Genomic DNA, 23230 nt, shown 5'->3' with positions numbered 1-23230 from the left:
GTTCGGGGCGGGGTGACGCGTAGGTGGGCGTGCGCGGGGTAGTTCGAGCGCATGGACACCACGACCGCCGAACAGTCACTGTGGTTGGACACGGCCGCAGGCCCCGGGTTCCCGTCGCTGAACGGCAGGCATCGCGTGAAGGTCGCCGTCGTCGGGGGCGGGATCGCGGGGCTGACGACAGCCTTGCTGTTGCGGCGGCGTGGCGTTGACGTCGCGGTGTTGGAGGCGGAGCGCGTCGCGGCGGGCGTGAGCGGCAACAACACCGCCAAGGTCACGGCGTTGCAGTCGACGATGTACTCAACGGTGGAGCGGCGGCACGGCGAACTCGCGGCCGCTGGGTACGCCGCGGCCGCCACGGCGGGAGTGCGGCTGCTCTCCACCTTGGCCGAGGACGTCGACTGCGACCTGCGCAGCGCACCCGCGGCGACCTTCGCCTACACGGAGGACGAGCGCGACGCGGTGCGTGCGGAGGCCGAAGCCGCTCAACGCGCGGGACTTCCGGTGACGTGGGCGGAGGAGCTGGACCTGCCGTTGCCCACGTACGGCGCGGTTCGCTTGGACGGCCAAGTCGTCCTGCACCCCACGAAGTACCTGCGCGGGCTCGCGTCCGCGTTCACCGCGGAGGGCGGGCAGATCTTCGAGAACAGCCGCGTCACGCGCGTCTCCGCCTCCGCGCCGTTCGAGGTGCGCACCGCCGCCGGGCTCGTCGAAGCGGAGCACGTGGTCGTGGCGACGCACTACCCGATGCTGGACCGGGGGTTGTTCTTCGCGCGCCTGGACACGGAGCGCTCGTACTGCGTGGCCGCGCGGCTGCGCTCAGGTGCGCCGCCGCAGGACCTCGCCATCAGCGCGGGCAGTCCCGCGTGGTCCTTCAGCCGCCACGGGGACCAGCTCATCGTCGGCGGCCAATCGCACTCAGCGGGCGCGCACGACGTCAGCTTCTCGCGCTACACCGCGCTCGCCGAGTTCGCCCAGCGGCACTTCGACGTCGAGGAGATCACCCACCGGTGGTCGGCCCAGGATGCGAAGGCCTACGACGTGCTGCCCATGGTCGGCTCCTACCTGCCGGGAGCCGCGGGGTTGTGGGTGGCGACCGGCTTCGCGAAGTGGGGGCTGGCGATGGGCACCGTCGCGGCGGAGATCCTCGCCGACCGGGTCACCGGCGCGGAGAACCCGCACGCCGAGCTGTTCTCGCCGCACCGGCTGAGCCTGCTCAGCGTGCCGACCTTGCTGAGGCAGAACGCTGAGGTCGCCAAGGATCTCGTCGGTGACCGCATCAGTCCCGCGGACTCCACCGACGTGGCGGCCATCCCGGTCGACACCGCCTGCGTGATGCGCGACGGCCTCGGGAAGAAGGGCGTCTACCGCGACCGCGCCGGAGTCGTGCACGCGGTGTCGCTGCGGTGCACGCACCTGGGGTGCCTCGTGCGCTTCAACGGCGCCGAGCGCAGCTGGGACTGCCCGTGCCACGGCTCGCGCTTCGACGTCGACGGCGCTGTGCTCGAAGGACCGGCGACGAAGCCGTTGCCCAGACGAGAACCGTGAGCACGGGATTGGTGTGGTCGCGCCGGGGTATTGGGCTGCTATGACGAGTGAGCGCGTTGAGGGCAGGCGGCCCGACGGGGTGGACGACGCGACGGTGCGCGCGGTGGGCGCGTTGACCGAGGCTCTGGAGACCACGGAGCGGGCGCGGGGCCGGCTCTACGACTTCCACCAGCTCACCGGCAGCGCGGACGCGAAGCTCGGACAGGCCGCGAAGCTGCTGCACGAGGCGGGCCACGTGGAGCTGGCCGACCGCCTCGAGCGGGAGCTGGTGGGGCGCAACGTGATCACCGGCCGCTGGACCTTCCAGCTCGTCGAGGAGTACGACGACGGCTACTACGAGGCCTTCCGGGGATGGGAGCGGGCGGTGCGCGAGGAACTGCTGGGCGGGGTCCGCCACGTCGCCGAAGCGGAGATGAAGGGCCGCAACACCACGCCGGGCGTACCCGGACAGGACCTCAACCCATGACCTCGCCGGGAACGACCCTCGGTGTCGAGGAGGAGTTCCTGCTGGTGGACGCCGAGACCGGAGTGCCGGCGCCCGGCGCGACGGCCGTGCTGAAGTGCGCTGAGCCGGGGCCGACGAGCGTGCAGAGGGAGCTGCTGAGCACCCAGGTGGAGTCGGCGACCGACGTCTGCGAAACCCTTGCGCAGCTTGGGGATCAGCTCGTGCGGGGGCGCGCGGCGCTGGCCTCGGCCGCTGCCGCGAACGGGATGCTGTTGCTCTCAACGGGAACGCCGGTGGTCGACGGCGGCCCGCCACCGCACTCGGCGGGTGAACGTTTCGAGTCGATCATGGGTTCCTATGCGGAGGTTGTGGCGAACTACCAGGTCAGCGGGTGTCATGTGCACGTCGGGGTGCCGGATCGGGACACTGCGGTCGCGGTGATCAACCACCTGCGGCCGTGGTTGCCGAGCCTGCTGGCGCTGTCCGGGAACTCCGTCTTCGCGGCGGGGCGCGATTCCGGCTACGCCAGCTGGCGGACGATGGAGCAGACCCGCTTCCCAGGTGGCGGGGCGACCCCGTGGTTCGGCTCGGCGGCGGAGTACGACGCGGAGGTGGCGCGGCTCGCGGAGTGCGGGGCGATCGTGGACGAGGCGATGTGCTTCTGGCTCGCGCGGCCATCACCGCGCTTCCCGACGGTGGAGGTTCGCGTGGCCGATGCGCTCCCGACTGTGCGGGAAGCGTTGCTGCAGGCCGCGTTGACGCGCGCGCTCGTGCGCACCGCTCTGTCCGAAGTGGACTGTGGGCGGGAAGCTGTGCGCGTTCCGGACCAGGTCGCGGCGGCGGCGCTGTGGGCGGCGGCCCGTCACGGTGTGACGGGATTCGCCGTGCACCCCTTCGAGCACCGACGAGTCCCCGCAGTTTCCATGATCGCGCAGCTCTTCGAGCACGTGCGCGATGCCTTGGCGGACGTGGGAGATGAATCCTTTGTGGACGCTGCGATCAAGGCCGTTCTGCGTGAGGGCAACGGCGCTGACCGGCAGCGCGCGGCAGCTGTCGGAGGGACGCGCGCGGTGATCGACATGTTGGCGGACGCCGTGTCACGGTGACCAATCCGGTTCACGTGCTCAGCGGCGGGGAAGTGAATTTCGCTGAGCACCAATCCGGGCGCGGAACGGCGGCGAATGGGTCACGAGGCGCCGGAAGGCACTCGATTCCGATCGAAGGAGAGATGTCATGCACGGTATTCGTCGCAGGACCGCTGTCGTCGCCGCGGTTCCCGCAGCGCTGGCACTGGTGATCGGCGCACCCGCGCTGGCGTTCGCCGACACTTCGGGGCCGACCGCCTCGCACGCGTCGACCAGCGTCTCCAGCAACGTGAACACCACGGTGAAGGCCGGACTGAAGCTGAACCTCAACGGGCGCGGCCACGGCCACCACGGCCACCACGGCTCCGGCCTGCGGGGCGTGCTCGACCTGGGGCTGGACCTGGACCTGGATCTCGGGCTGGGACTCGGCCTCGGCCTGGGCTCGCACGGCCACGGTCACTGAGCCTGCTCAGTCCACAGTGGACAGCCCGGCGCGTCGTGGGAGCTCCGATCCCGCGGCGCGCCGAGGCGCGACCGCTCAGCGTTCACCGGTGGGGCCGAGGAAGAGACCGCCGTTGACCTCCAGGGTCTGGCCGGTGACCCAGCGCCCGTCCTCGGAGGCGAAGAACGCGACCGCGTCGGCGATGTCCTCGGGCTGGCCGTGCCTGCGCAGCGCAGTCATGGCGGCGACCTCGCCCGCGGAGCCGGGGTTGTCGGTGAGCCAGCCGTTCATGTCGGTCTCGGTGATGCCGGGGGAGACGGTGTTCACGGTGATACCGCGTGCGCCGAGGGTGTGGCCGAGCGAGCGGCCGAACACGTTGAGCGCGCCCTTGGTCATGCCGTAGACGACCTCCGGGGTGGCGAACCACGTGACGCCGGAGGAGATGTTGATGATCCGCCCGCCCTCGCGCATCAGCGGCAGCGCGCGCTGGGTGATGAACAGGGGAGCGCGGACGTTGACCGCGAACACCCGGTCGAAGTCCTCGACGGTCGCGTCCTCGACCGTGGCCGCGCCACCGGTCACCGCCGCGTTGTGCACCAGGACGTCCAGCGGCCGTCCGCCCAGCCCGGCCTCCAGCCCGGCGAAGAGCGCGTCGACGTCGCCGGGCACACCCAGCTCGGCGCGCACGGGGAACGCCTCTCCGCCCGCCGCGATGATCGTCTCGACGGTGTCCTTGGCCGCGGCGTCGTTGCTGCCGTAGTGCACCGCGACGGCCGCGCCATCGGCGGCCAGCCGGAGCGCGATGGACCGGCCGATGCCCCGCGAAGCGCCTGTGACCAGCGCGGTCTTGCCTGCGAGCGAACCCATGTCGATCACTCCGAAAGTTGTTAGGGAACGTTTCCTAACAACAAGCTAGACCTGTGGGTGGGGCATCGGCAAGGGGATCGGCGAAAGTTAGGGAACGACCCCTGACAACGCTATGCTGGGCTGGTGAGCACAACGAGGGCGAAGCGCCGGTCCGCCTCCGAGACCCGCGAGCTGGTCCTGGAGGTCGCGCACGAGCTGTTCTACTGGAACGGCATCCACGCGGTCGGGGTCGACCGGGTGGCCTCCGCCGCCGGGATCGCGCCGACCACGCTGTACCGGCTCTTCGCGTCGAAGGACGAGCTGGTCACCGCGTACGTTGAGCGCGCGGTCGCCGCCTACCAGGCATGGTTCTCCGAAGTGATCGCCGCTGACGGCCGTGACGCGCGCACCCGCGTGCTCGCACTCTTCGACGCGCTCGTCGAGCAGGTTCGGCCCGATCAGTGCCGGGGCTGCCCGTACCTGATGGCGCTGACCGAGTTCCCCGATCCGCAGTTCCCCGCGCACCGCGCCGCCGTCGCCGTGAAGCAGTGGGTGCGCGACCGTTTCGGTGACCTGGCCGAAGAACTCGGCGCCCGCGACCCCGCGGCGCTCGCCGACCGTCTGGCCCTGATCATGGAGGGCACCTACGCGTCGGTGCAGGCGCTCGGGCTCGACGGCCCGGTCCGCGAGACCCGCGCGTTCGCCGAATCCCTTCTGCCTCAGTAGGAACCTTTTCAGGGGACTCGCGGTCAGACCGGGCGAACCGGTGCGCGGGCTGCGCCTACGATGCGCGCACCAGCGGAACAACTCTGGGGGACCTCGGATGCGATACCTGCGCGTCGCCGCGGCGGTGGCGTCGGCGATCATCGTGCTCGGCGCGTGCACCACCGCCCTGCCCGGCACTCCGAAGGCGGGGCCGTCGACGAGGAACATCGAGGAAGAGCTGGCGGGCACCAAGTCCAGCGACCTCCGCAAGGTGTTCACCAGCACCCCGCAGCAGGTCAACGAGTACTGGACCAGCGACCGGATGAAGAACGCGAAACCGCGCCAGCCGCAGCCGGGACAGATCACCGACGTGCCCAAGGACGAGCCGGTCGCGGAGGTGATCCACCCGACCTCGGGGCCGGTCGGGCCGACGAAGCCGTTGCCCCGCGACGACTCCGGCGCGGTGTGGACGAGGGCCGGGCTGACCGCGACCACGGTCGGCCGCATCTACGTCGCCTTCAACGGGCTCTCGGGGTTCACGTGCTCGGCCTCGGTGGTGAACTCCGCCTCCGGCGTGCTGCTGGCCACCGCCGCGCACTGCATCTGGGACTTCTCCGGCAAGTACGGGGGGAGCTGGGCGGACAGCGTCCTGTTCGTCCCCGGCGACACCAACGGCTCCTCCCCGTACGGCAGGTGGACCGCGGAGTCCATGTACGCGCCGCGGGAGTTCCAGGAGAAGGGCAAGGTCAACGCGGCGGGTGGCTCGATCGGCGAGGGCTGGGGCTACGACATCGCCTTCCTGCGGATGCGCCCGCTCGGCGGGAAGAAGATCACCGAGGCGCTCGGCGGGCAGGGCATCGCCTTCGACGCCACCTCGGAGAGCGTCCGTTCGCTTGGCTACCCGGCCGTGGGGGCCTTCGACGGCACCACGATGCGCTCCTGCTCCTCGCCGACGTGGACGGCCAACCGCGGCAACACCTTCAGCTTCCCGTGCAAGATGACGCAGGGCTGCTCCGGCGGACCGTGGTACACGCGCTTCGACGACCAGCGCGGGGTCGGCTACCTGGTGTCGACGAACTCCACGCTCGGGCTCAACGGGTCGCTGCTGGGCAAGGTCGCCCACTCTCTCTTCAAGAGCGCTGACGCCGGGCCGTGAACTCTCCCCGCGCGCCGATGTCCGCGAGGTCGTAGCCGTGCGGGTAGGAGCGGGCGGCGGGCCTGGCGAAGAGCCGGGCCGTGGTCCTGGGCAGCAGGAGCTCGGCGGCGGCGTGGGTGCGCAGGCCGAGCGTCCGCGCCGCCCTGGTGAGGCGGCCCGGCTCCGGTAAGCCCAGTGCCGCTCGCGCGGGCTCGTCCAGTCGGCACAGCAGCGTCGAGGAAACCAGCGCGCGGATCGGCGCCCGGTACCACGACGAGTAGACGCCCAGTACCGCCCTGCCGAGGTTCGCGTTCGTTGCCGCGTAACGGAATCTGCGCTTCTCGTAGTCCAGGTTGAAGCGCAGGAACGAGTCGTGGTCGGTGGGCAGGTCCTTGACGCCCATCCGCCTGCCGATCTCAGCGAAGAAGTGGAAGGACCCCAACCGCTCCGCCGGAGTCGTTGCGCGCCAAGCCCATTCGTCGATCCACCGGATCGGTTCGAAGACGAAGGTGGACAGCACGAACAGCATGTCCTCGTTCGCCAGGTCGAATCCGTGGTGCGCGCGGTTGATCTGACTGATCGACTGCCGTCCACGGGGCGAGTCGAATCCGTGCGCCACGATCTCACCGAGCAGGATTCTCGTGTCGTCGTACCGCTTCTGCCCGGCGCGCGTGAAGTGCCCCGACTCGGCGAGGGCTTCGGAGATCTCCGGAACGCAGCACGCCTTCAGCAGTGCGACTTCGAGTCCGCGACCGTAGTCCCAGGGAAATTCCTGGCGCGCGTACCCGTGGTGGATCTCGTGGCAGTCCTTCGCCGGGTCCAGGATGTTCAGGTGGCGCACGCGGGAGTACCGATCTCCCACTGCTCGCTCCTCTCAGAGGTAGGTGCGAGTGGCCCTTCCGTTGGTCACGGCCAGTTTCGAGCTGTCGTTGCGCCTCGTTTCGAAGCGCCACCGCATCTGGCCGCTGAGCCAGCTGCGCATGTTCTCGACGTGGCCGACCAGCACGGCCCGGCTCACGCCATCTCCTTGCCGCGGAGCCATGTTCTCGATGACGTCGGTGGAAACGCGCACGAAGTCGTCGATGCGGTCACCGATCTTCGCGCCGAGCACATCAGCGGCTTCCTGGAGTTCCATGCCCTTCGTGGCCGCGAGAACGACGGCGAAGTTGTGGACGTCGCCGAGCAGGTGCTCCTTCTCGCAGGAGTACAGGTCGTTCGTCCACAGCACGCATTCCGACAGCGCGCGGTTGAGCTCGCCGAACACCGGCGTGCCGTAGAGGTCGGCGGGGACCTCCCACGGCGTGACGAGTTCGATGAAGTCGATGTAGGGCATGAGCGCCCGCGCGCGTATCTCGACGTACTCGTCCACCGTCGGCACAGCGCCGTCGCTGCGGTTCTCCGCCTCCCAGACGCAGCCGTCGAAGAACAGCGCGAAGTGCTCGCGGAACCGTCGACGCCATGCCCGAGTAGTTCGCGCTGAGGTGCGTTCCCACAGCTCGGCATAGGCGCGGGCCAGCGGTGAGTCCTCGCTCGCGGCCTCGGCTCGACCGGATTCCGGCCACCAGGAGAGCACGCGGTCGCAGTACTCGCGCAGTCGTTTCGGGTCTTCGCCGAGGTCCGTTTCGTCGAACAGGTCGTCGAGGATGAGATTGGTGCCCATCCACGCGGCCAGGAGCTCGATCGTCTCCCGGTCCGCGCGCGGACTCGTCCGGCTGACGAGGGTCCCGTTCAACGTCTCGTCGAAATGCCGTTCGTCGTCGAACGTGGGCAGCAGGCCGTGCTTTCCAGCGAACTCCCGGCAATGCCGTTCGGCGTCCTGGACGAAGGGGTTGATCTCCGACGCGAAGGGGACGGAGATGCTCGGGTAGCGCACCTTGCTCATCGACGACCACCGTTCAGCACTGGAGCGACTTCGTGTGCAGGAATTCCTCGATGCCGTAGCTGCCGAGTTCGCGTCCGAACCCGGAGCGCTTCACCCCGCCGAACGGCGCGAGCGGGTTGAACTTGCCGCCGCAGATGTCGATCTGCCCGGCGCGTATTCGCCGCGCCACGGCTATCGCGCGGTCGCGGTCTTCGCTCCACACCGCGCCGGAGAGCCCGTACTCGGAATCGTTGGCGATCCGCACAGCGTCGTCCTCGCCGTCGTGCGCGAGAACGGTCAGCACGGGACCGAAAACCTCTTCGCGCGCGATCGGATCGGCTGAACTCCCCGCGACGAGCACCGTGGGACGGACGAAGTAACCGCGCGGCAGCTCGGGATACCGGACCGGGCCGCCGTGCGCGAGCTTGGCGCCGCTGTCTATCGCGGACTCGATGTGCGCGATGACGGAGTCGTACTGCCGTTGGGAGACAAGGGGTCCGAGCTTCGTGGTGGGCTCGGTGGGATCGCCAGCCGGGTACTGGTCCATGAGGTCGCCGACCGTGCTCAGCGCCGCGTCCAGCCGGTCCCGGGGCACGACGAGCCTGGTCAGCGCGGTGCAGGTCTGGCCGGAGTTGAGCAGGCAGCTCTTCACCGCGTCGGCGAGCGCGGCCTGCTCGGTCTCCTCGGAGAGCCCGTCCAACAGCACGCTGGCCGACTTGCCGCCCAGCTCCAGCAGGACCGGTTTCGGCGCGCGGGCGGCGAGTTCGCCGATGCGCCTGCCGGTCGCGGGGGAGCCGGTGAACGAGACGACGTCGACCAGTTCGTGCGCGACCAGCGCTTCTCCGGTGATCCCGTCGCCCGGCACCACGTTGAGCACGCCGGGCGGCAGCCCTACCTCGTCGGCGACCTCGGCCAGCAGCAACGCGCTGAACGGCGCCAGCTCGCTGGGCTTGACCACCACCGTGCAGCCCGCCGCGAGCGCGGCCGAGACCTTGGCGGCGACCTGGTGCAACGGGTAGTTCCACGGCGTGATCGCGCCGACCACGCCGAGAGGTTCCTTGAGCACCAAGGAGTTCCCCAGCTCGGCTGACCACTCGACCTCGCCGACCAGATCGGCCGCCGCGCGGAAGCTCGCAATGGGCAGCCCGGCCTGAATCCGCTGGGAGATCGCCAGCGGCGTGCCGACCTCGGCGGTGATCAGCGCCGCGATTTCGTCGATGCGATCCTGGAGCCCGTCAGCAATGGCGCGCAGAAATTCCGCGCGCTCGGCGACCGGCAGTCCCGCCCATTCCCGGAATGCCCGCGAGGCCGCGCGCACCGCCCTGGTGACATCGTTTGCCGAGCCAGCGGCAGCGACGCCGATGACGCGCTCGTCGGTCGGATTGACCACCGCGATGCCCGCGCGCTCCTCCAAGCGCGTCCACATTCCTTGGACATAGGCGAAATGCTCGCGCACGCGTGTCTCCCCAAAGACCAGGTGTGCATCAAGGATGTTGATGGGCGGGGACTGTACATCGCGTTGCCGGACATTTCGGGTGCAGTTGAACAACGGGGCCGCTCACGTTCCCACCGTGAGCGGCCCCGAAATGTGAAGATCGAATCACGGCACGATGAGCGCCTTCACCGTCCGCCCGGCGGCGACGTCGTCGAGCGCCAGCTGGGTCTGCGAGAGGTCGTACTCCGCGCTGATCAGCTCCGTCCACGGGAACAGGTGCCCGTACTTGGCGACCACCTGCACCGAGCGGAAGACGTGCCCGACGTCGGAGCCCCAGCACCCGCGCACGTCCAGGTGCTTCTGGTTGAGGTCCAGGTGCGGGTTGAAGGACACGTCGCCGACGTTGGTGTACTGGCCGACCACCACGTAGCGCCCGGCGTCGCGGGTCAGCCGCATGCCCTCCGGCACCGCGCCGGGCACACCCGTGGCCTCCACCGTGACGTCGGCGCCCCGGCCGCCCGTGAGGTCGCGGACCGCCTCCACCCGCTCCGCCTCGGTGGTCGACTCGATGCTGATCACCGCGTCCACGCCGAAACGCCGCGCCGCCGCCAACCGCACGTCCGGCCCGCCGACGACGATCACCTGGCCCGCCCCGCGCAGTTGCGCCAGCGTCGCCGCGCTCAGCCCGACCGGCCCCGCGCCCTGCACGACGACCGTGTCGCCGAAGGCCACATCGCCCAGGGTCACCGCGTGCAGCGCCGTCGGCATGCCGCAGCCCACCGCCAGGAACGCGCGCCAGTCCAGGCCCTCCGGCAACGGGATGACGTGCACGCCCGGCCGCAGGTAGACGTACTCCGACCAGCCGCCGTACAGGCCGTCGTCGGAGGACATCGTCACGCCGTAGACCTTGCGGTTCGGGCAGCGCGTGCTCGCGTGGGCCACCGTGCAGAACCAGCAGCGCCCGCACGTGCCGAAGACGTCCAGGTAGGTCACCACCTGCCCGACCTCCAGCGGTGCGCCCGAGACGTCGAGCACCGGGCCGGCACCGATCTCCTCCACCACGCCGACCGCGACGTGCCCCGGGATGATCGGGTAGGGGACACCGGCCAGATGCCCCTGCTGGAGGTGGGTGTCCGTGCCGCAGACCTCGCTGCCCAGCGTCTTGAGCAGGACCGCGCCGGGCTCGACCTCGGGGCGCTCGAAGGTGCGCAGCTCCATCGGGGCACGGGGTTCGCGCATGACCGACGCCGTGATCACAGTGGCACTCCTTCGCAGGCCGAATGGGGCGATCATGCTCTCACGAGGGCGAACACGTGAACGCCGGTGCCGGAGTGCCCCCGTGCGCCGACTGGCAGGTGGGTGCGGGGTGAACGCCCCTCATGGGTCGTTGCGTCCGAGTGGCCCTGTGCTCGGCGTCCCTCAAGCGCAAGCCCGTCGACTTCTCTTATGCGGGTACATCACCTGGTGGACGCCGAACGGGTCTCCCGCGTAGCGAACCGGGTGCGCTATGCGACGGTCAGCGTGTGGGACTTTCCGGGGGGACGCTGAGCAGGCTGCGCGCGTTGGGCGATCCGACGTACCTCATCGCGCAGCCGGGCAGGCAGCGCGCGCTGCGCTTCCTCGCGCTGATCCTGATCGGCCAGCGGCTGAGCTACCTGGTGCTGGCCGCGGTGAACGCGATGAGCTCGACCGCGCGCGGCTTCGAGAGCCAGGTGCTCAACGGGACGCTGCTGTCGGTGGCGGTGCTGTGGACGATGGTGTTCGTCTTCTTCGCCTGGCAGCGGGGGTGGTTCCCGCGCTGGACGGTGTGGGCGGACATCGCGCTCTCCTGCGCGCTGATGTGGGTGGTGACCGCGAACTGCCCGCCGGGCTTCGAGCTGACCTCGATGAACTGGTCACCGAAGATGGCGCTGGCCACGGCCTCGTTGATCGGGGCGGCGCTGGCGGGACGCCAGGCGCTGGTGGTCTCGCTGATCCCGATGGCGGGCTACGTGATCGCGCTGACCGAGCACGTGGGGCCGGAGGCGCGGCTGTTCCCCGGGCTGATCGGCCACCTCAACAGCTGCGTGTGGTTCGGGTTGCTGCTGTTCTTCATGCGGAACTACCTGTGCCGCCAGTCCAAGGCGCTGGACGAGGCGGTGGCGCAGCGGGTCGCGGTGGAACGCGAGCGCGCGCGGGTTGAAGAGCGGATGACGCACCACAGGCAGCTGCACGACACGGTGCTGGCGACGTTGACCGCGATCGCGCGCGGAGGCCTGGACCATCGGCGCGAGCAGGTGCGGCGGCGGTGCGGCAAGGACGCGGAGTACGTGCGGCGGCTGATCCTGGAGGACCGCTCGGCGAGCACGGAGGGCCTGGTCGAGGAACTGGGCGGGCTCATCGCGGAGGCGGAGGAGGCGGGCCTGCGCGTGCACCAGATGAACGGCGACGTCCCGGACGAGCTGCCGAGCCGCGTGGTGGCGGCTTTCGTCGGCGCCACAAGGGAAGCGTTGAACAACGTGGTCAAGCACTCCGGGGCCGACCAGGTGTGGCTGACCTGCGCGCGCGAGGACGACGTGCTCGTGGTGCGCGTGGTCGACCGCGGCTCAGGCTTCGACCAGGAACGCAATGTCGACGGCTTCGGGCTGCGCTGGTCGATCCGCGAGCGGATGGTGGAGGTCGGCGGCGACCTGGAGCTGTTCTCCATGCCGGGCAACGGGACCAGCGTCGAACTGCGCTGGCCCGCTCAGCCCGCCGAACGCACCTCCGCCACACCCGAGCTGGTGGAGCAGCCGCGCGGGTAGCGGTCCAGTTCGTCCTCGCGGACCCGGTTGGCCAGGTCGATCTTGGTGTAGGTGGCCCGGCCGGCCTGGCAGTACTTCTCCTTGACGCGGTCGAGGTACTTCTTCGCGGTCGCGGGCTGCACCCCGGCCCGCCGCGCCGCCGCCGCGAGCGTCATGCCGGAGGCGTAGGCGACCAGGATCTTGCGTTCCTGTGTGGACAGTCGCGGCCGGTCGTCGCTGGTGTCGTTGGCCCACGCGAAAGCCAGCTCGGGGGAGTGCGCGAGCCCGTCGGCGGCGACCGAGCGCACGGCGTCGGTCAGCGCGCGCAGGTCGTGGTCCTTGGTGAGGAAGCCCCGCGCGCCCGCGCGGACCACGTCGATCCCGTGCGTGCGGTGCGGAACCACGCTCACCACAAGGACTTTCCTGCCCAGCTCGGCCAGTCGGCGCACGTTGCGCACCGGGTCGGAGCCGTCGGCGAGGAAGAGGTCGAGCACGACGACGTCGGCCGGGCTCGGTTCGCGCTCCAGCAGGTCCTGCACCGTGCGCGCGGTCGTCACCATCCCCACGTCGGGCGCGCAGCCCAGCCACGCGGTGAAGCCGTCCAACAGCATCTGGTCGTCGTCGACAGCCGAAACCGTGATCAAGCCGCACTCTCCAGTGGCTGAATTCATTGTCCCTCAAGGAAGAGCGCCGTCCCCACGCAGCTCGTCCATCATATCCGCCACGCGCGGATGTCCTACCCCTCAACGTGAGAAATAGGGGCACTTACCTGGCGGAGGCGCCGCGGTCAACACCCCAAAACAGCGGCGATGCTCCGGCGGGGCTTGGCGTTGCAGAGTTTCGCCATCGCTTCGAGGACGTGACAACGCGACCGATGAGGGGGCTGGACAGCCATGCGCGACGCCGTGATGAAGACCAGCTCGCTCGCGAACGCCGGTGGCGGCGACCCGGTCGACGGGTTTCCCTTGCGGGCGCTGGCCGAACTGGTCGTCGCCTCCCGCGAGCGCACCGGCTGGACCGTCTCGGACTCCGGCTTCTGGTGCCGTGTCGGCCCGGCCAAGCGCACCGAGCGCGTCCAGGGGTGGAAGCTGCACGTGTCGGCGACCCCGCTGTCGGCGGCGCTGGTGCTGCACCGCGCGGCGACCGTGCTGGTGGAGGCCGAGTGCGAGTTCAAGTTCGCCGCCGACATCGCCAAGGTCGAGGAGCTGACCTCCAGCCGCTACCACCGCGCACAGGCCGGGAAGTTCATCACCGCCTACCCCCGCGATGACGAGCAGTTCGCGGATCTGGCTCAGCGGTTGGACATCGCGACCGCCGGCCTGCCAGGACCGCGCATCCTCTCCGACCGTCCTGTGCGGACTGGAAGCGTCGTGCACTACCGCTACGGCGCGTTCACCGGGATTCCGACGCTGACCAACGACGGCGTGTTCGAGGCCAGGATCGAGCGGCCCGACGGCGTCGCGGTCGCCGACTCCCGGTCCCCGTGGTTCGCCCCACCGGCCTGGGCGGAGACACCGGCCGGTGGGGTGGTCGAACCCCCGGCACCCCGGCCCGCCGGAAAGCCGGTGCTGCTCAACGATCGCTACGCCGTGCGCGAGGCGATCCGGCACTCGGCGCGGGGTGGCGTGTACCGGGCCGACGATCGGCGCACCGGTTCCGAGGTGATCATCAAGCAGGCGCGGGCGCACATCGGCGCGCTGCTGAACGGTCAGGACGCCCGCGACGCGCTGCGCCGGGAAGCCCGGCTGCTGCGCGAGCTCGACGGCCTGGGTCCCGACGTGGTCGAGGTGTTCGAGCAGGACGAGCACGTGTTCCTTGCCGAGACCGCCGTTCCCGGCCAGAGCCTCGGCGAGTGGGTGTACGCCAACCACGGCAGGGACGGCGACGGGCGCGGGCTGGAGCTGCCGCGCGCACTGGAGCTGGCGCGCCGGCTGACGGCCCTGCTCGCCGAGGTGCACGCCCGCGACGTGGTGTTCCGCGATTTCACGCCGGGCAACGTGATGCTGACGCCCACCGGCGCGCTCAAGCTGATCGATCCGGAGATCGCCGCGCGGCCGGGGGAGTGGACCTACCTCGCGTACACGCCGGGCTATGCGGCGCCGGAAGCGGTGAACGGGCCCAAGCACGGCCCCGCTCCCGAGCTGAGCGTGGACCTGTACTCCCTTGGCACGGCGCTGTTCTACCTGGTGACAGGTGTCGATCCGGTGTTCCCCGATGACGAGCCGGGTGGGCGCTCGCACGGGGAACGCCTCGCCGAGGTCCTGCGCGCGGTGGCCGGGCGGAACACCGCCGCGCGCGTCCTCGCGCCCGTCGTGCTCGGGCTGACCACCGTGGACCCCAGTGCGCGGTGGTCGCTCGAGCGCACGGCGATGTACTTGGTGGACCTGCCTTCTCGTCTGTCCACTGTGGACTCCGTGCCGGACCGCGCTGACCGCCTGATCGAGGACGGCTTGGCGCACATCCTGGCCACGATGACCCCGGGCGGCGAGCGGTTGTGGCCCAGCGGCGACTTCGGTCAGCAGACCGATCCCTGCAACGTCCAGCACGGAGCCGCTGGCGTGCTCGGCGTGCTCACCAGGGCGAGCGCGGTCTTCGGAAGCACTCAGCTGCGCGATGGCGTCGCGGCGGTCGCGAAGTGGATCGACGAGCGCAGGGACGACGTTCCGGTGCTGCTGCCGGGACTCCACTTTGGACGGTCAGGAGCGGCGTGGGCGATGCTCGACGCGGGCCTGCACCTCGATGACGCGGACCTCGTGGAGAACGCGAGCGCGCTCGCACTCCGAATTCCCGTGCGCTGGCCGAATCCCGATGTGTGCCACGGCGCCGCGGGCTCGGGCATGACGCAGCTGCACTTCTGGCACGAGACCGGCAGGATGGAGTTCCTGGAGCGCGTCGAGGAGTGCGCGGACGGCCTGCTCGCCGCCGCGATCTCCACTGACGAGGGCGTGTTCTGGCCCGTTCCCGAGGACTTCGACTCCAACCTGGCGGGCATCCGGCACTACGGCTTCGGGCACGGAGTCGCGGGAGTTGGCGCGTTCCTGCTTGCCGCTGCTGAGGAAACCGGCCGAGAGGTCTACCTCCAAGCCGCTCGCGCCGCTGGCGACACGCTCGCCGTCGCCGCTGTGCGCCAGAAGTGCGCGGACGGCTCGGCCAGCACGTACTGGCGGACCGACCAGCGGCAGCCGGAGAGCGACACCGACATGCGCTACCACTGGTGCAGCGGCTCATCTGGTATCGGGACCTTCCTCCTCCGGCTCGGTAAGGCAACGGGTGCCGTCGAATACCTCGCGCTCGCGAGGGAAGCGGCCGTCGCGGTGCGGCGGAGCCGGTGGTCAGCGTCCACTGTGGCCTGTCACGGGCTCGCGGGCAACGGCGAGTTCCTGCTGGACCTGGGCGGAGACGGCGCGGAGGACCTGGCGAGCTGCATCTCCGTTCGCGCGACCGAACGCGACGGCCTGCTCGTCCTGCCGGACGAAAGCCGCCTGACGATCACCGTCGACTACGGGACCGGGCTGGCGGGTGCGATCGGTTTCCTGCTGCGCCTGCGCCACGGCGGTCCGCGCTGGTGGATGCCCGAGCGGGAGGTGTCGTGAACACTTCGCCGACCGTTTCCCGGATCAACGTGCGCTTCTCGCCGGAGGGCGGCTACGCGACCTGCGTCGCGACCGACGACGACGGCTGCGTCTACATGGAGCTGTGGGCGCTCGGAGCGCAGGGCCCGAGGTGCCAGGGCCGCTGGCCGATCACCACGCACGCCTCCACCACGCTCGCGCTGCCGTTGGACGACGGACGCGTGCTCATGACCTACTACTACCGGCCCGACGGACAGAGCTTTGCCTTGCTGCACAACGGCATGTGGACGAAGCTCGGTTCACGCACACCGCCCAACCTCCGCCTGCTGCCCGCGCCGCCGAACTCGGGGCAGCTCGTGGGCTGCGCGGTGAGCGCGCCGCAGGACGGCAAGACCACGCTGTACCGGATCAACAGCGCGGAGCCGTGGCTGGAAGCGGTGTGCACGCTGCCGACCACGCTCGTCGGCGGGGTCGTCGCAGGATCGGATCTGCTGTTCACCGCGATGGAATCCGGTCAGCGGACACCGGTGCTGATCGACCCGTTCTCCGGCCGCAGCGTCCTGCCGACCGTGAGCCGCTCGTGCGCGGCGGTGATCGCCACCGGCGAGGTCTTCCTTCTGGCGGAGGGAAACCGGCTCTCGCTGGCGCTGCTCGACGGCGAGACTCCGATGTGGACGATTCCGGAGCCGGGAGACCTCGGCGGCTCGGTGACCCCGGTCGCGCTCGATCCGACGGCGTCCTTCCTGGCCCTCGTGGTCAACCGTGGCGCCCGGTCGGGCTTGGTACTGCTGGACGTTCGCGACGGCTCGGTGCGCGAGGTCGACGTGCCGCCGTGCACGCTCGGCACGCGCGCCGCCTGGACCTCGGACGGGTTGTGGATCACCGCGTCCACGCCGTCCCGCCCCGAGGACTTCCTCTGGATTCCCGACCCGAGCACGGTGCGGTGGTCGCAGCCGGAAGACGCGTGGGCGCGAGGCCGCGTCGAGACCTTCAGCGGCCCCGCCGGTCCGATCGAAGCGGTCGTGCACGGCCCGGACTGGCGTGAGAGCGAGACGGTCGTCCTGGCGCTGCACGGCGGCCCGGCCGATCAGTGGCGGCTCGGCTTCGACCGCTTCTTCCAGAGCCTGGCGGCGGCAGGGGTGAGCGTTGTCGCGATCAACCAGCGCGGCAGCACGGGCTACGGCACCGCGCACGCCGAGGCGATCGTCAACGACTGGGGCGGACCCGATCTCCAGGACGTGCTCGCGGTGGGGGAGAGCCTGCACTCCGAGCGCGGCGAACCCCCTGTGCTGTACGGCGTCAGCTACGGCGCGCACCTCGCGCTGCTCGCCGCGGCCGTGCGACCCGATGCCTGGTCGAGCTGCGTCGCCGTCGCGCCCTTCGCCTCGGCCAAGTGGTTGTACGCCGAGACCACCGACGCCGTGCGGGCGATGATCGACCGCCTCGGCGGACGGAGTTCCACCGTGGACCTGATTCCCCTCGCCCCGGCGATCTCGGTGCCGGTGCTGCTCGTCCACGGGGCATTGGACGAGTCGATCCCGGTCGGCCAGTCGAGGGCGCTGGCCGACCGGGTCCCCGGCATCACCTACTACGAGGTGCCCGGCCGCGGGCACTTCGCGCTCGGCGACGCGGCCGCCGACCCCGTCACCTCGACGGTGGTCGCCTTCGTCGCCGGTCCCACGAACTCACCGACCACGGTGGGCAGGAAGAACAACGAAAGAGGTGGGCATCATGGAGCTCGAACTCGACGCTCTGCAGCAGCTTCCCGCTGAGGAAGCTCAGCTCGGCGCCTGCGGTCGCACCTGTACCTGGACGTGCAGCTGGACCAGCATCGCCACCCGCCTGCCGGAGTGACCCGGCAGTCGACGAGGCAGTGACCAGGCGGGCGCCGGAGCCCTGGGGGTTCCGGCGCCCGCACGGGCTTCTCGAAGGGAGGGGGCACGTGCCGCTCATCAGCTACGGGGTCGCGGTCGCCGGGCGGGCGATCGCGCTGCTCGCCGCCCCCGCCCTCATCGCCTCCACTGTGGACGGTGTGATCTCCGGGAGCGCCAAGGGTTTCACCGCGCTCCTGCTGGTCCTGATCGGCGGGGCGGTGTGCGAGGTCGCGGTGTCGCTGCTCGGCGCCGTCGCGATCGGGGCGCGCACGGCGGCCCAGCGCGTTCGCACCGTCCGGCACCTGCTGGCGCTCGGCCCGCGCGGCAGCCTCAGCGCGGGGGACGGCGTCTCCCGCGTGGTGCACGCCAGCGCCGAGGCGGCCGAGGCGCCCCTGATGATCGTCCAAGTGGTCGCGGGCGCGGCGACCTCGGTCGGCGGACTCGTGCTGCTGTGGGTGACCGACTGGCGCTCCGGTATCGCGTTCGTGCTGGCGATCCCGCTGATCCTGTTCCTGGCCAAGCGATTCCTCGGTGACGTCACCAGCACGCAGGGCGAGTACTTCCAGGCCCAGTCCCAGATCGCCGACCGCCTGCTCAACGCGCTCACCGGCATCCGCACGATCCGCGCCTCCGGTACCGCCGACCGCGAGACGACGCGGGTGCTGCGGCCCCTGCCCATGCTCTCCGCGTGCGGCAGGGCGTTGTGGTCCGTGCAGCGCGGCGCGGTGTGGCGGATGGGGCTGCTCGTCGCGCTCAGCGAGGTCCTGGTGCTCGCGGTCGCGGGTTGGGGAGTGGCGGGCGGAGTCGTTTCGGCGGGCGATCTCCTTGCTGTGGTCGGATATCTGTCCTTGGCGAGCGCGGGCTTCGACCAGATCGACAGCGTGCTCGAACTCGGGTACGCGAAGGCGGGCGCCGCGCGGCTGGCCGAAGTGCTCGCCGAGGAACCGCCTCGCGCGGGTTCGGTGTTCAGCGTGACCGGGCCGGGCGAAGTGCGCTTCGAGGGCGTGACGGTCGTGCGGGACGAGCGCCGCGTGCTCGACGAGGTCGACCTCGTCGTTCCGGCCGGGGTGGCGATGGCGGTGGTCGGGCGCAGCGGCTCCGGCAAGTCCACGCTCGGCGAAACCGTTGGCAGGCTGAGTGATCCGTCGAGCGGTCAGGTCACAGTGGACGGTGTCGCGGTGGGCGAGCTGCCGTGGCCGGTGCTGCGCCGAGCCGTGACCTACGCGTTCGCCGCGCCGGTGCTGCTCGGTGACACCATCGGCGCGGCGATCGGTTATGGCACTCGGAAGCCCAACGTCGTCGCGGCTGCGGAGGACGCGCGAGCGGACGCGTTCATTCGGCGACTGCCCCAGGGTTACGAGACTCCGCTGAGCGACGCGCCGATGTCCGGCGGCGAGCTGCAACGCGTCGGGCTGGCGCGAGCGCTGGCCAGGCGGAGCCGCGTCTACGTGCTCGACGACGCGATGTCGGGGCTGGACACGATGACGGAGGCGGAGGTCGGCGAGGCGATCACCGCTCGGCTCGCCGGGCGCACGCGCTTGATCATCGCCCATCGCGCCGAGACCGCGCGGCGCTGCGATCTGGTGGCGTGGATGGACTCCGGCCGGGTTCGCGCGGTCGCCCCGCACGAGCAGTTGTGGTCGGACCCCGACTACCGAGCGGTCTTCGGGAGGTGAAGTCCTTGCTGTTGAGCCATTTGCGCACGCGTGGCCCCGCGCTGGCGCGAATCGCCGGTTGGTCCGTTGTGGAGGCTGGCCCCGCGCTCGCGTCCGGACTCGTGATCGCGACCGCGCTGGACAAGGGTTTCCTGGCGGGCTACCCGCTGGTCGGCACGGCGTGGCTCGGCGCGCTCGCGCTGCTGCACGTGCTGCGCGGAGTGGCTGAGCGAGCTGTCTTCCCGCACCTCGCCGAAGTCGTGGAGTCCTTTCGGGACAGTCTGGTCACGCGCGTGGTCGAGGGCACGATCCACGCCGCCGCGGCGCATCGGGGCAGCCACAGCACGACGGCCGACCCGGCGGCGATCTCCAGGCTGACCGGCCAGGTCGAGCAGGCGCGCGGGCTGACCGGAGCGCTGGTGCGGACGCTGCGCCCGCTCGTGCTCACCCTCGCCGCCGCCCTCGTCGGCGCCGCCGCGCTCGCCCCCGTCATGCTGCTGATCATGGGTGCGCCGCTGCTGGTGGTGCTCGCGATCTTCCCCTTCACCGTCCGCGCGCTGGCCCGGCGCCGCCGCGCTGTCGTGCTGGCCGACGAGCGCGTCGCCGCTGAGACGGGTCGCGTTCTGTTGGGGCGCCGGGACATCACCGCGCTCGGCGTCGAGGACCGCGCGGCCGAACCCGTGGTCGTGGCCGCCGAGGAGCACGCCTTCGCGACCGCTGCTCAGGGCCGCGTCGAAGCGCTGCGAGTCCTGCTGACCACGGCGGGCGGCTACGTGCCGTTGGTGATCCTGCTCGGCTCCGGCCCGGCGCTGCTGGCCTCCGCGACGCTCACGCCGGGGGAGTTCGTCGGCGCCGCGACCTACATCTCCGCGCACCTGCTCCCGGCGCTGCGGATGATCACGGGCACGGTCAGCGGTTTCTGGACGCAGCTGTCGGTCACGCTGACCCGCATCGAGGAGACCTCCCAGCCGCCAGTGCGGGCGGAGGCCCGGACCAGACGTCCTGACACCAACGAGCTGGTCACCGAGGAGCTGTCGTTCTCCTACGGCGTCTCGGCCGAGCCGATCGTGCGCGACCTCGACCTCACCGTGGACGCGGACGGCCACCTCGCGATCGCCGGGGCGAGCGGTATCGGCAAGTCCACGCTCGCGTCGCTGCTCGCCGGGGTCGACGAGCCGGACTCCGGTCGCGTGCTGCTCGGTGGCGTGCCGATCACCGAGGTCGACCGCGCGGAGGTCGCGCTCATCCCGCAGCAGGCGTTCGTCTTCGTCGGCACGCTCGGCGAGAACCTGCGCTACCTGGCTGACGCCACCGATGAGGAACTGGACCGCGCGGTCGACCTGCTCGGAGCGCGAGCGCTCGTCGATCGCGTCGGCGGCTACGAGTCCACAGTGGACGCTTCCGCGCTGTCGGCGGGCGAGCGCCAGCTGATCGCGCTCGTCCGGGTCTACGTGTCCAAGGCCCGCCTGGTCGTGCTCGACGAGGCGACCAGCGACCTCGACGCCGCCGCTGAGCGCCACGTCGAACGCTCGTTCTCCGCGCGCCCCGGCACCCTCGTGACGATCTCCCACCGCACGTCCCCGGATCTGCCGCGCCAGTCGCTGACCTACTTCGGCTGAGCGCGCAGCTTGTAGTACTCCGATGACGTGGGCTGGTAGGCGAGGACGGCTCCGGCGATGAACAGCGCCGTCCCGGCGAACACGTAGATCGCGGCCTGCTGCGTGTACGCCGAGTTGTTGCCGAAGCGGATCGCGCCCGGCAGCCACAGGATGACCAGCAGGGCCAGGAACGCGAGCGAGGTCGCGCGCGCCCAGCCGAAGCGGATCGCCAGCAGCGAGAAGATGAACGCGATGACCGGCGGGCTGGAGTCGGGGTTGCCCGGGCCGCCGAGGTGCGTCGCGGCCATGCCGAACAGCATCGATGCCAGGGGCAGGAGCACCAGGGCGGCGATCAACACCGTCGGACGCCGTGGTCGCTGCACTCGTTCAGTCATGCCCCCACTGTCACGCCACCCGCCGGGACCGGTCCCGCCCAACCTGCTGGAATCAGATGAGGTTCAGCGCCAGTGCGGCGATGCCGCCGACCGTCGAGAACGCGGTCGACCCGACGTGCATCCCGATCGACAGCCGGATGTCCTTCTCCTTCCACACGAACCACGGCCCGGGGAAGAAGAAGATCAGCTTCGACAGGAACGTCCACGGCGCCCAGAAGTGGTACAGCGAGAACAGGACCGTGCTGAGCACCGGCGCGCCCTTGCCCAGGTGGGCGATGCGGGGCATGAGGAACCCGCGGAAGTAGAACTCCTCGATGAGCGGCAGCGAGATCCCGGTCAGCGGCAGGCACACCACCAGCGTGATGAGCATGGCCGAGCGGCCGTTCCCCTCGATGTAGGTGGTGGCGCTGCCACCCGCCTCGGCGAAGGGGACCCAGGTGAAGAAGTGGTCGAAGACGAAGCCGTCCAAGGGGATGAGCGCGGTCGACAGCACCATCATCCACAGGAACAGCGGGACGGCCATGGCGAGGAGCTTGCCCCTCGGCAGTGGCTTGTCGGTGTAGTGCAGCACACCGCGCAGCGAGAACCGGCCGTTGCGCCTGCGGCCCAGCCAGTACAAGCCCGCCATCAGGGGGAAGAGGACCAGGGTCAGGGCGATCGCCCATCCCGCGAACACCGGAATTCCCATTCTCAGGACGAATGGTTCGGCCAGTAGTAGATAGACCGCGACGATCAGAGCACCGGGGATTAGGTGCAAAGCGATGGAGAGCGGCAATGAATGCCGTTCGGCCAGCAGCCGCTTCGCAATTCCACGCAGTTCCGTTGAGGCCGTGTTGTCCATGGCGACAACGTTCGCCGGAGCGCCTGACACGGCCCTGACATGCCGCTGACACGAGGGTGGTCGGCCACCTCAGGTGCGGTGGCCGACCACCATGGCGTGCGGTCTAGCTGGGGATTCCCTCGACGAAGGAGCCGGGGTGGGTCGCGCCGTCCTGGCGGAGCACCGGCAGCTTCGAGTCCCACTCGGCGATCATCGGCTGCTCCAGGCCCTTGGGCGTGATGTGGGCGTGGGTCGGCGTCCAGCTCGTCGAGCCCGTGCTGCCCACCGCACCCGGCGACGGCGTGAGCACGACGATCTCCGTGGTGGTGGCCGTCTCGTCAGGGGTGAGGAAGCTGGCCGGAGCCTCCTGCGCGCCGTGCACGAGGGTGTAGACCGGGCCGTTGGGGTCCTCCGGGCCGACGAGGTCGACCGTGGGAACGCCCTCGGTCACGCAGGTGCGGTCGGAGATGTTCTTGAAGGTCACCGCGACGCGGAACTGGCCCTTCGCCTGCGCGGACTCCTTGGGGGTGTCCAGGGAGACCGCGAGGTCCCCCGACGCGCACGGCGGGATCGCGGGCTCCTCACCGGTGGGAGGGGCGGCCAGCGCGGCAGAGGACCCGGCGAGACCCAGTGCGAACGCGATCGCGGTACCGGCCGACATGCGCTTGAGGAAAGTCTGGGACACAGAGGGTTCCTTTCTTCCATGGCGGCGGAAAATGCCGAGCTAACACAGGGAAGACGGGCGCCTCAGTGATCGGGTTTAGCGGATGTGATATGGGTCACCATATCCGCAGAATGTGTTTAGCAGAGCTCTCCGGTGAACTTCGGCTCCTTTCGCATCGCCCCCGCGGGGGCGAAGTACTTGTCCTCGTTGGGGCCGACGCAGTGCTTGACCTCCCCGATCATGAGGAAGGTTCCGCTCACCCAGATCCTGCTCCCGTCGCCGGTGCAGTGGCGGTACCAGCTGTCGGTGCCCTTGACGTACGCGCCGCAGGTCTGCTGTGCGGCGGAGGCGGGGGTGGCGGCGGCCACCAGGCCGCCGGAGAGCGCGAGCG

The 23230-nt window shown here is 70.4% G+C and carries 22 protein-coding genes; 12 read left to right on the top strand and 10 right to left on the bottom strand.

Annotated elements, in window-relative coordinates; translation table 11 throughout:
• The first annotated feature begins 51 nt into the window (after window positions 1-51).
• From CCN37_RS31910 to CCN37_RS31895, 4 genes are all read left to right on the top strand, one after another.
• On the top strand, window positions 52-1545 hold the full coding sequence (locus tag CCN37_RS31910; RefSeq protein ID WP_086828059.1) for an FAD-dependent oxidoreductase: 1494 nt from the start codon (window positions 52-54) through the stop codon (window positions 1543-1545).
• A 40-nt stretch (window positions 1546-1585) separates the two neighbouring features.
• Window positions 1586-2011, top strand: a complete 426-nt coding sequence (locus CCN37_RS31905) for a hypothetical protein (RefSeq protein WP_086828057.1) — start codon at window positions 1586-1588, stop codon at window positions 2009-2011.
• Window positions 2008-3096, top strand: coding sequence for a glutamate--cysteine ligase (locus CCN37_RS31900; RefSeq protein ID WP_086828055.1), 1089 nt, complete (start codon window positions 2008-2010; stop codon window positions 3094-3096). The genes CCN37_RS31905 and CCN37_RS31900 overlap by 4 nt, the downstream gene beginning before the upstream one ends.
• A gap of 127 nt (window positions 3097-3223) precedes the next feature.
• Window positions 3224-3538, top strand: a complete 315-nt coding sequence (locus CCN37_RS31895; RefSeq protein ID WP_086828053.1) for a hypothetical protein — start codon at window positions 3224-3226, stop codon at window positions 3536-3538.
• A gap of 75 nt (window positions 3539-3613) precedes the next feature.
• On the opposite strand, the gene CCN37_RS31890 is transcribed toward CCN37_RS31895, so the two are convergent.
• On the bottom strand, window positions 3614-4384 hold the full coding sequence (locus CCN37_RS31890; RefSeq protein WP_086828065.1) for an SDR family NAD(P)-dependent oxidoreductase: 771 nt from the start codon (window positions 4382-4384) through the stop codon (window positions 3614-3616).
• Window positions 4385-4507: 123 nt separating this feature from the next.
• Here CCN37_RS31890 and CCN37_RS31885 point away from each other — a divergent pair, with 123 nt between their 5' ends.
• Complete coding sequence (locus tag CCN37_RS31885) at window positions 4508-5089, top strand: TetR/AcrR family transcriptional regulator (RefSeq protein ID WP_086828051.1); 582 nt, start codon at window positions 4508-4510, stop codon at window positions 5087-5089.
• 97 nt (window positions 5090-5186) lie between these two features.
• Complete coding sequence (locus CCN37_RS31880; RefSeq protein WP_086828048.1) at window positions 5187-6224, top strand: serine protease; 1038 nt, start codon at window positions 5187-5189, stop codon at window positions 6222-6224.
• Here the strand turns inward: CCN37_RS31880 and CCN37_RS31875 are convergent.
• The 4 genes from CCN37_RS31875 to CCN37_RS31860 all read right to left on the bottom strand — a co-directional run bounded on the left by CCN37_RS31875 (window position 6199) and on the right by CCN37_RS31860 (window position 10756).
• Window positions 6199-7065, bottom strand: a complete 867-nt coding sequence (locus CCN37_RS31875; RefSeq protein WP_086828046.1) for an oxygenase MpaB family protein — start codon at window positions 7063-7065, stop codon at window positions 6199-6201. The genes CCN37_RS31880 and CCN37_RS31875 overlap by 26 nt on opposite strands.
• A gap of 12 nt (window positions 7066-7077) precedes the next feature.
• On the bottom strand, window positions 7078-8085 hold the full coding sequence (locus CCN37_RS31870) for a hypothetical protein (RefSeq protein WP_086828044.1): 1008 nt from the start codon (window positions 8083-8085) through the stop codon (window positions 7078-7080).
• Window positions 8086-8098: 13 nt separating this feature from the next.
• A complete protein-coding gene (locus CCN37_RS31865) occupies window positions 8099-9520 on the bottom strand; it encodes an aldehyde dehydrogenase family protein (RefSeq protein ID WP_143261904.1) in 1422 nt (473 codons plus the stop codon).
• A gap of 144 nt (window positions 9521-9664) precedes the next feature.
• Window positions 9665-10756: a zinc-binding dehydrogenase gene (locus CCN37_RS31860; RefSeq protein ID WP_086828040.1), complete on the bottom strand. Its 1092-nt coding sequence runs from the start codon at window positions 10754-10756 to the stop codon at window positions 9665-9667.
• A 266-nt stretch (window positions 10757-11022) separates the two neighbouring features.
• Here CCN37_RS31860 and CCN37_RS31855 point away from each other — a divergent pair, with 266 nt between their 5' ends.
• Entirely contained in the window at window positions 11023-12282 is a 1260-nt protein-coding gene (locus tag CCN37_RS31855) for a sensor histidine kinase (protein ID WP_143261903.1), read from the top strand.
• Here CCN37_RS31855 and CCN37_RS31850 read toward each other — a convergent pair.
• Window positions 12225-12905: a response regulator transcription factor gene (locus CCN37_RS31850; RefSeq protein WP_086828034.1), complete on the bottom strand. Its 681-nt coding sequence runs from the start codon at window positions 12903-12905 to the stop codon at window positions 12225-12227. The two genes, CCN37_RS31855 and CCN37_RS31850, sit on opposite strands and share 58 nt — an antisense overlap.
• A 249-nt stretch (window positions 12906-13154) precedes the next feature.
• Between CCN37_RS31850 and lanL the strand changes: the two genes are divergently transcribed.
• The 5 genes from lanL (at window position 13155) to CCN37_RS31830 (ending at window position 20981) form a co-directional block, all read left to right on the top strand.
• Window positions 13155-15854, top strand: coding sequence for a class IV lanthionine synthetase LanL (lanL, locus tag CCN37_RS31845; RefSeq protein ID WP_086828031.1), 2700 nt, complete (start codon window positions 13155-13157; stop codon window positions 15852-15854).
• A complete protein-coding gene (locus tag CCN37_RS31840) occupies window positions 15851-17605 on the top strand; it encodes a S9 family peptidase (protein ID WP_086828029.1) in 1755 nt (584 codons plus the stop codon). The genes lanL and CCN37_RS31840 overlap by 4 nt, the downstream gene beginning before the upstream one ends.
• Entirely contained in the window at window positions 17565-17687 is a 123-nt protein-coding gene (locus tag CCN37_RS42445) for an ALQxL family class IV lanthipeptide (protein ID WP_210408301.1), read from the top strand. The genes CCN37_RS31840 and CCN37_RS42445 overlap by 41 nt, the downstream gene beginning before the upstream one ends.
• An 88-nt stretch (window positions 17688-17775) precedes the next feature.
• Window positions 17776-19383, top strand: a complete 1608-nt coding sequence (locus CCN37_RS31835; RefSeq protein WP_168200958.1) for an ABC transporter ATP-binding protein — start codon at window positions 17776-17778, stop codon at window positions 19381-19383.
• 5 nt (window positions 19384-19388) lie between these two features.
• Window positions 19389-20981, top strand: a complete 1593-nt coding sequence (locus CCN37_RS31830; protein ID WP_143261902.1) for an ABC transporter ATP-binding protein — start codon at window positions 19389-19391, stop codon at window positions 20979-20981.
• Here the strand turns inward: CCN37_RS31830 and CCN37_RS31825 are convergent.
• The 4 genes from CCN37_RS31825 to CCN37_RS40260 form a co-directional block, all read right to left on the bottom strand.
• Window positions 20969-21355 carry a hypothetical protein gene (locus CCN37_RS31825; protein WP_143261901.1) on the bottom strand — a complete coding sequence of 129 codons (387 nt, stop codon included), beginning with the start codon at window positions 21353-21355 and terminating at the stop codon, window positions 20969-20971. The two genes, CCN37_RS31830 and CCN37_RS31825, sit on opposite strands and share 13 nt — an antisense overlap.
• A gap of 52 nt (window positions 21356-21407) precedes the next feature.
• Entirely contained in the window at window positions 21408-22031 is a 624-nt protein-coding gene (locus CCN37_RS31820) for a CPBP family intramembrane glutamic endopeptidase (RefSeq protein ID WP_246843430.1), read from the bottom strand.
• A gap of 268 nt (window positions 22032-22299) precedes the next feature.
• A complete protein-coding gene (locus tag CCN37_RS31815) occupies window positions 22300-22860 on the bottom strand; it encodes a DUF4232 domain-containing protein (RefSeq protein ID WP_246843429.1) in 561 nt (186 codons plus the stop codon).
• Between the two features lie 116 nt (window positions 22861-22976).
• The coding region (locus CCN37_RS40260) for a DUF6355 family natural product biosynthesis protein (protein ID WP_086828018.1) at window positions 22977-23230 on the bottom strand (254 nt) is incomplete at its 5' end.

This window comes from Allokutzneria sp. NRRL B-24872, from assembly GCF_002155965.1.
Classification (GTDB): domain Bacteria; phylum Actinomycetota; class Actinomycetes; order Mycobacteriales; family Pseudonocardiaceae; genus Allokutzneria.
This window is presented reverse-complemented; position numbering and strand designations above follow the sequence as displayed.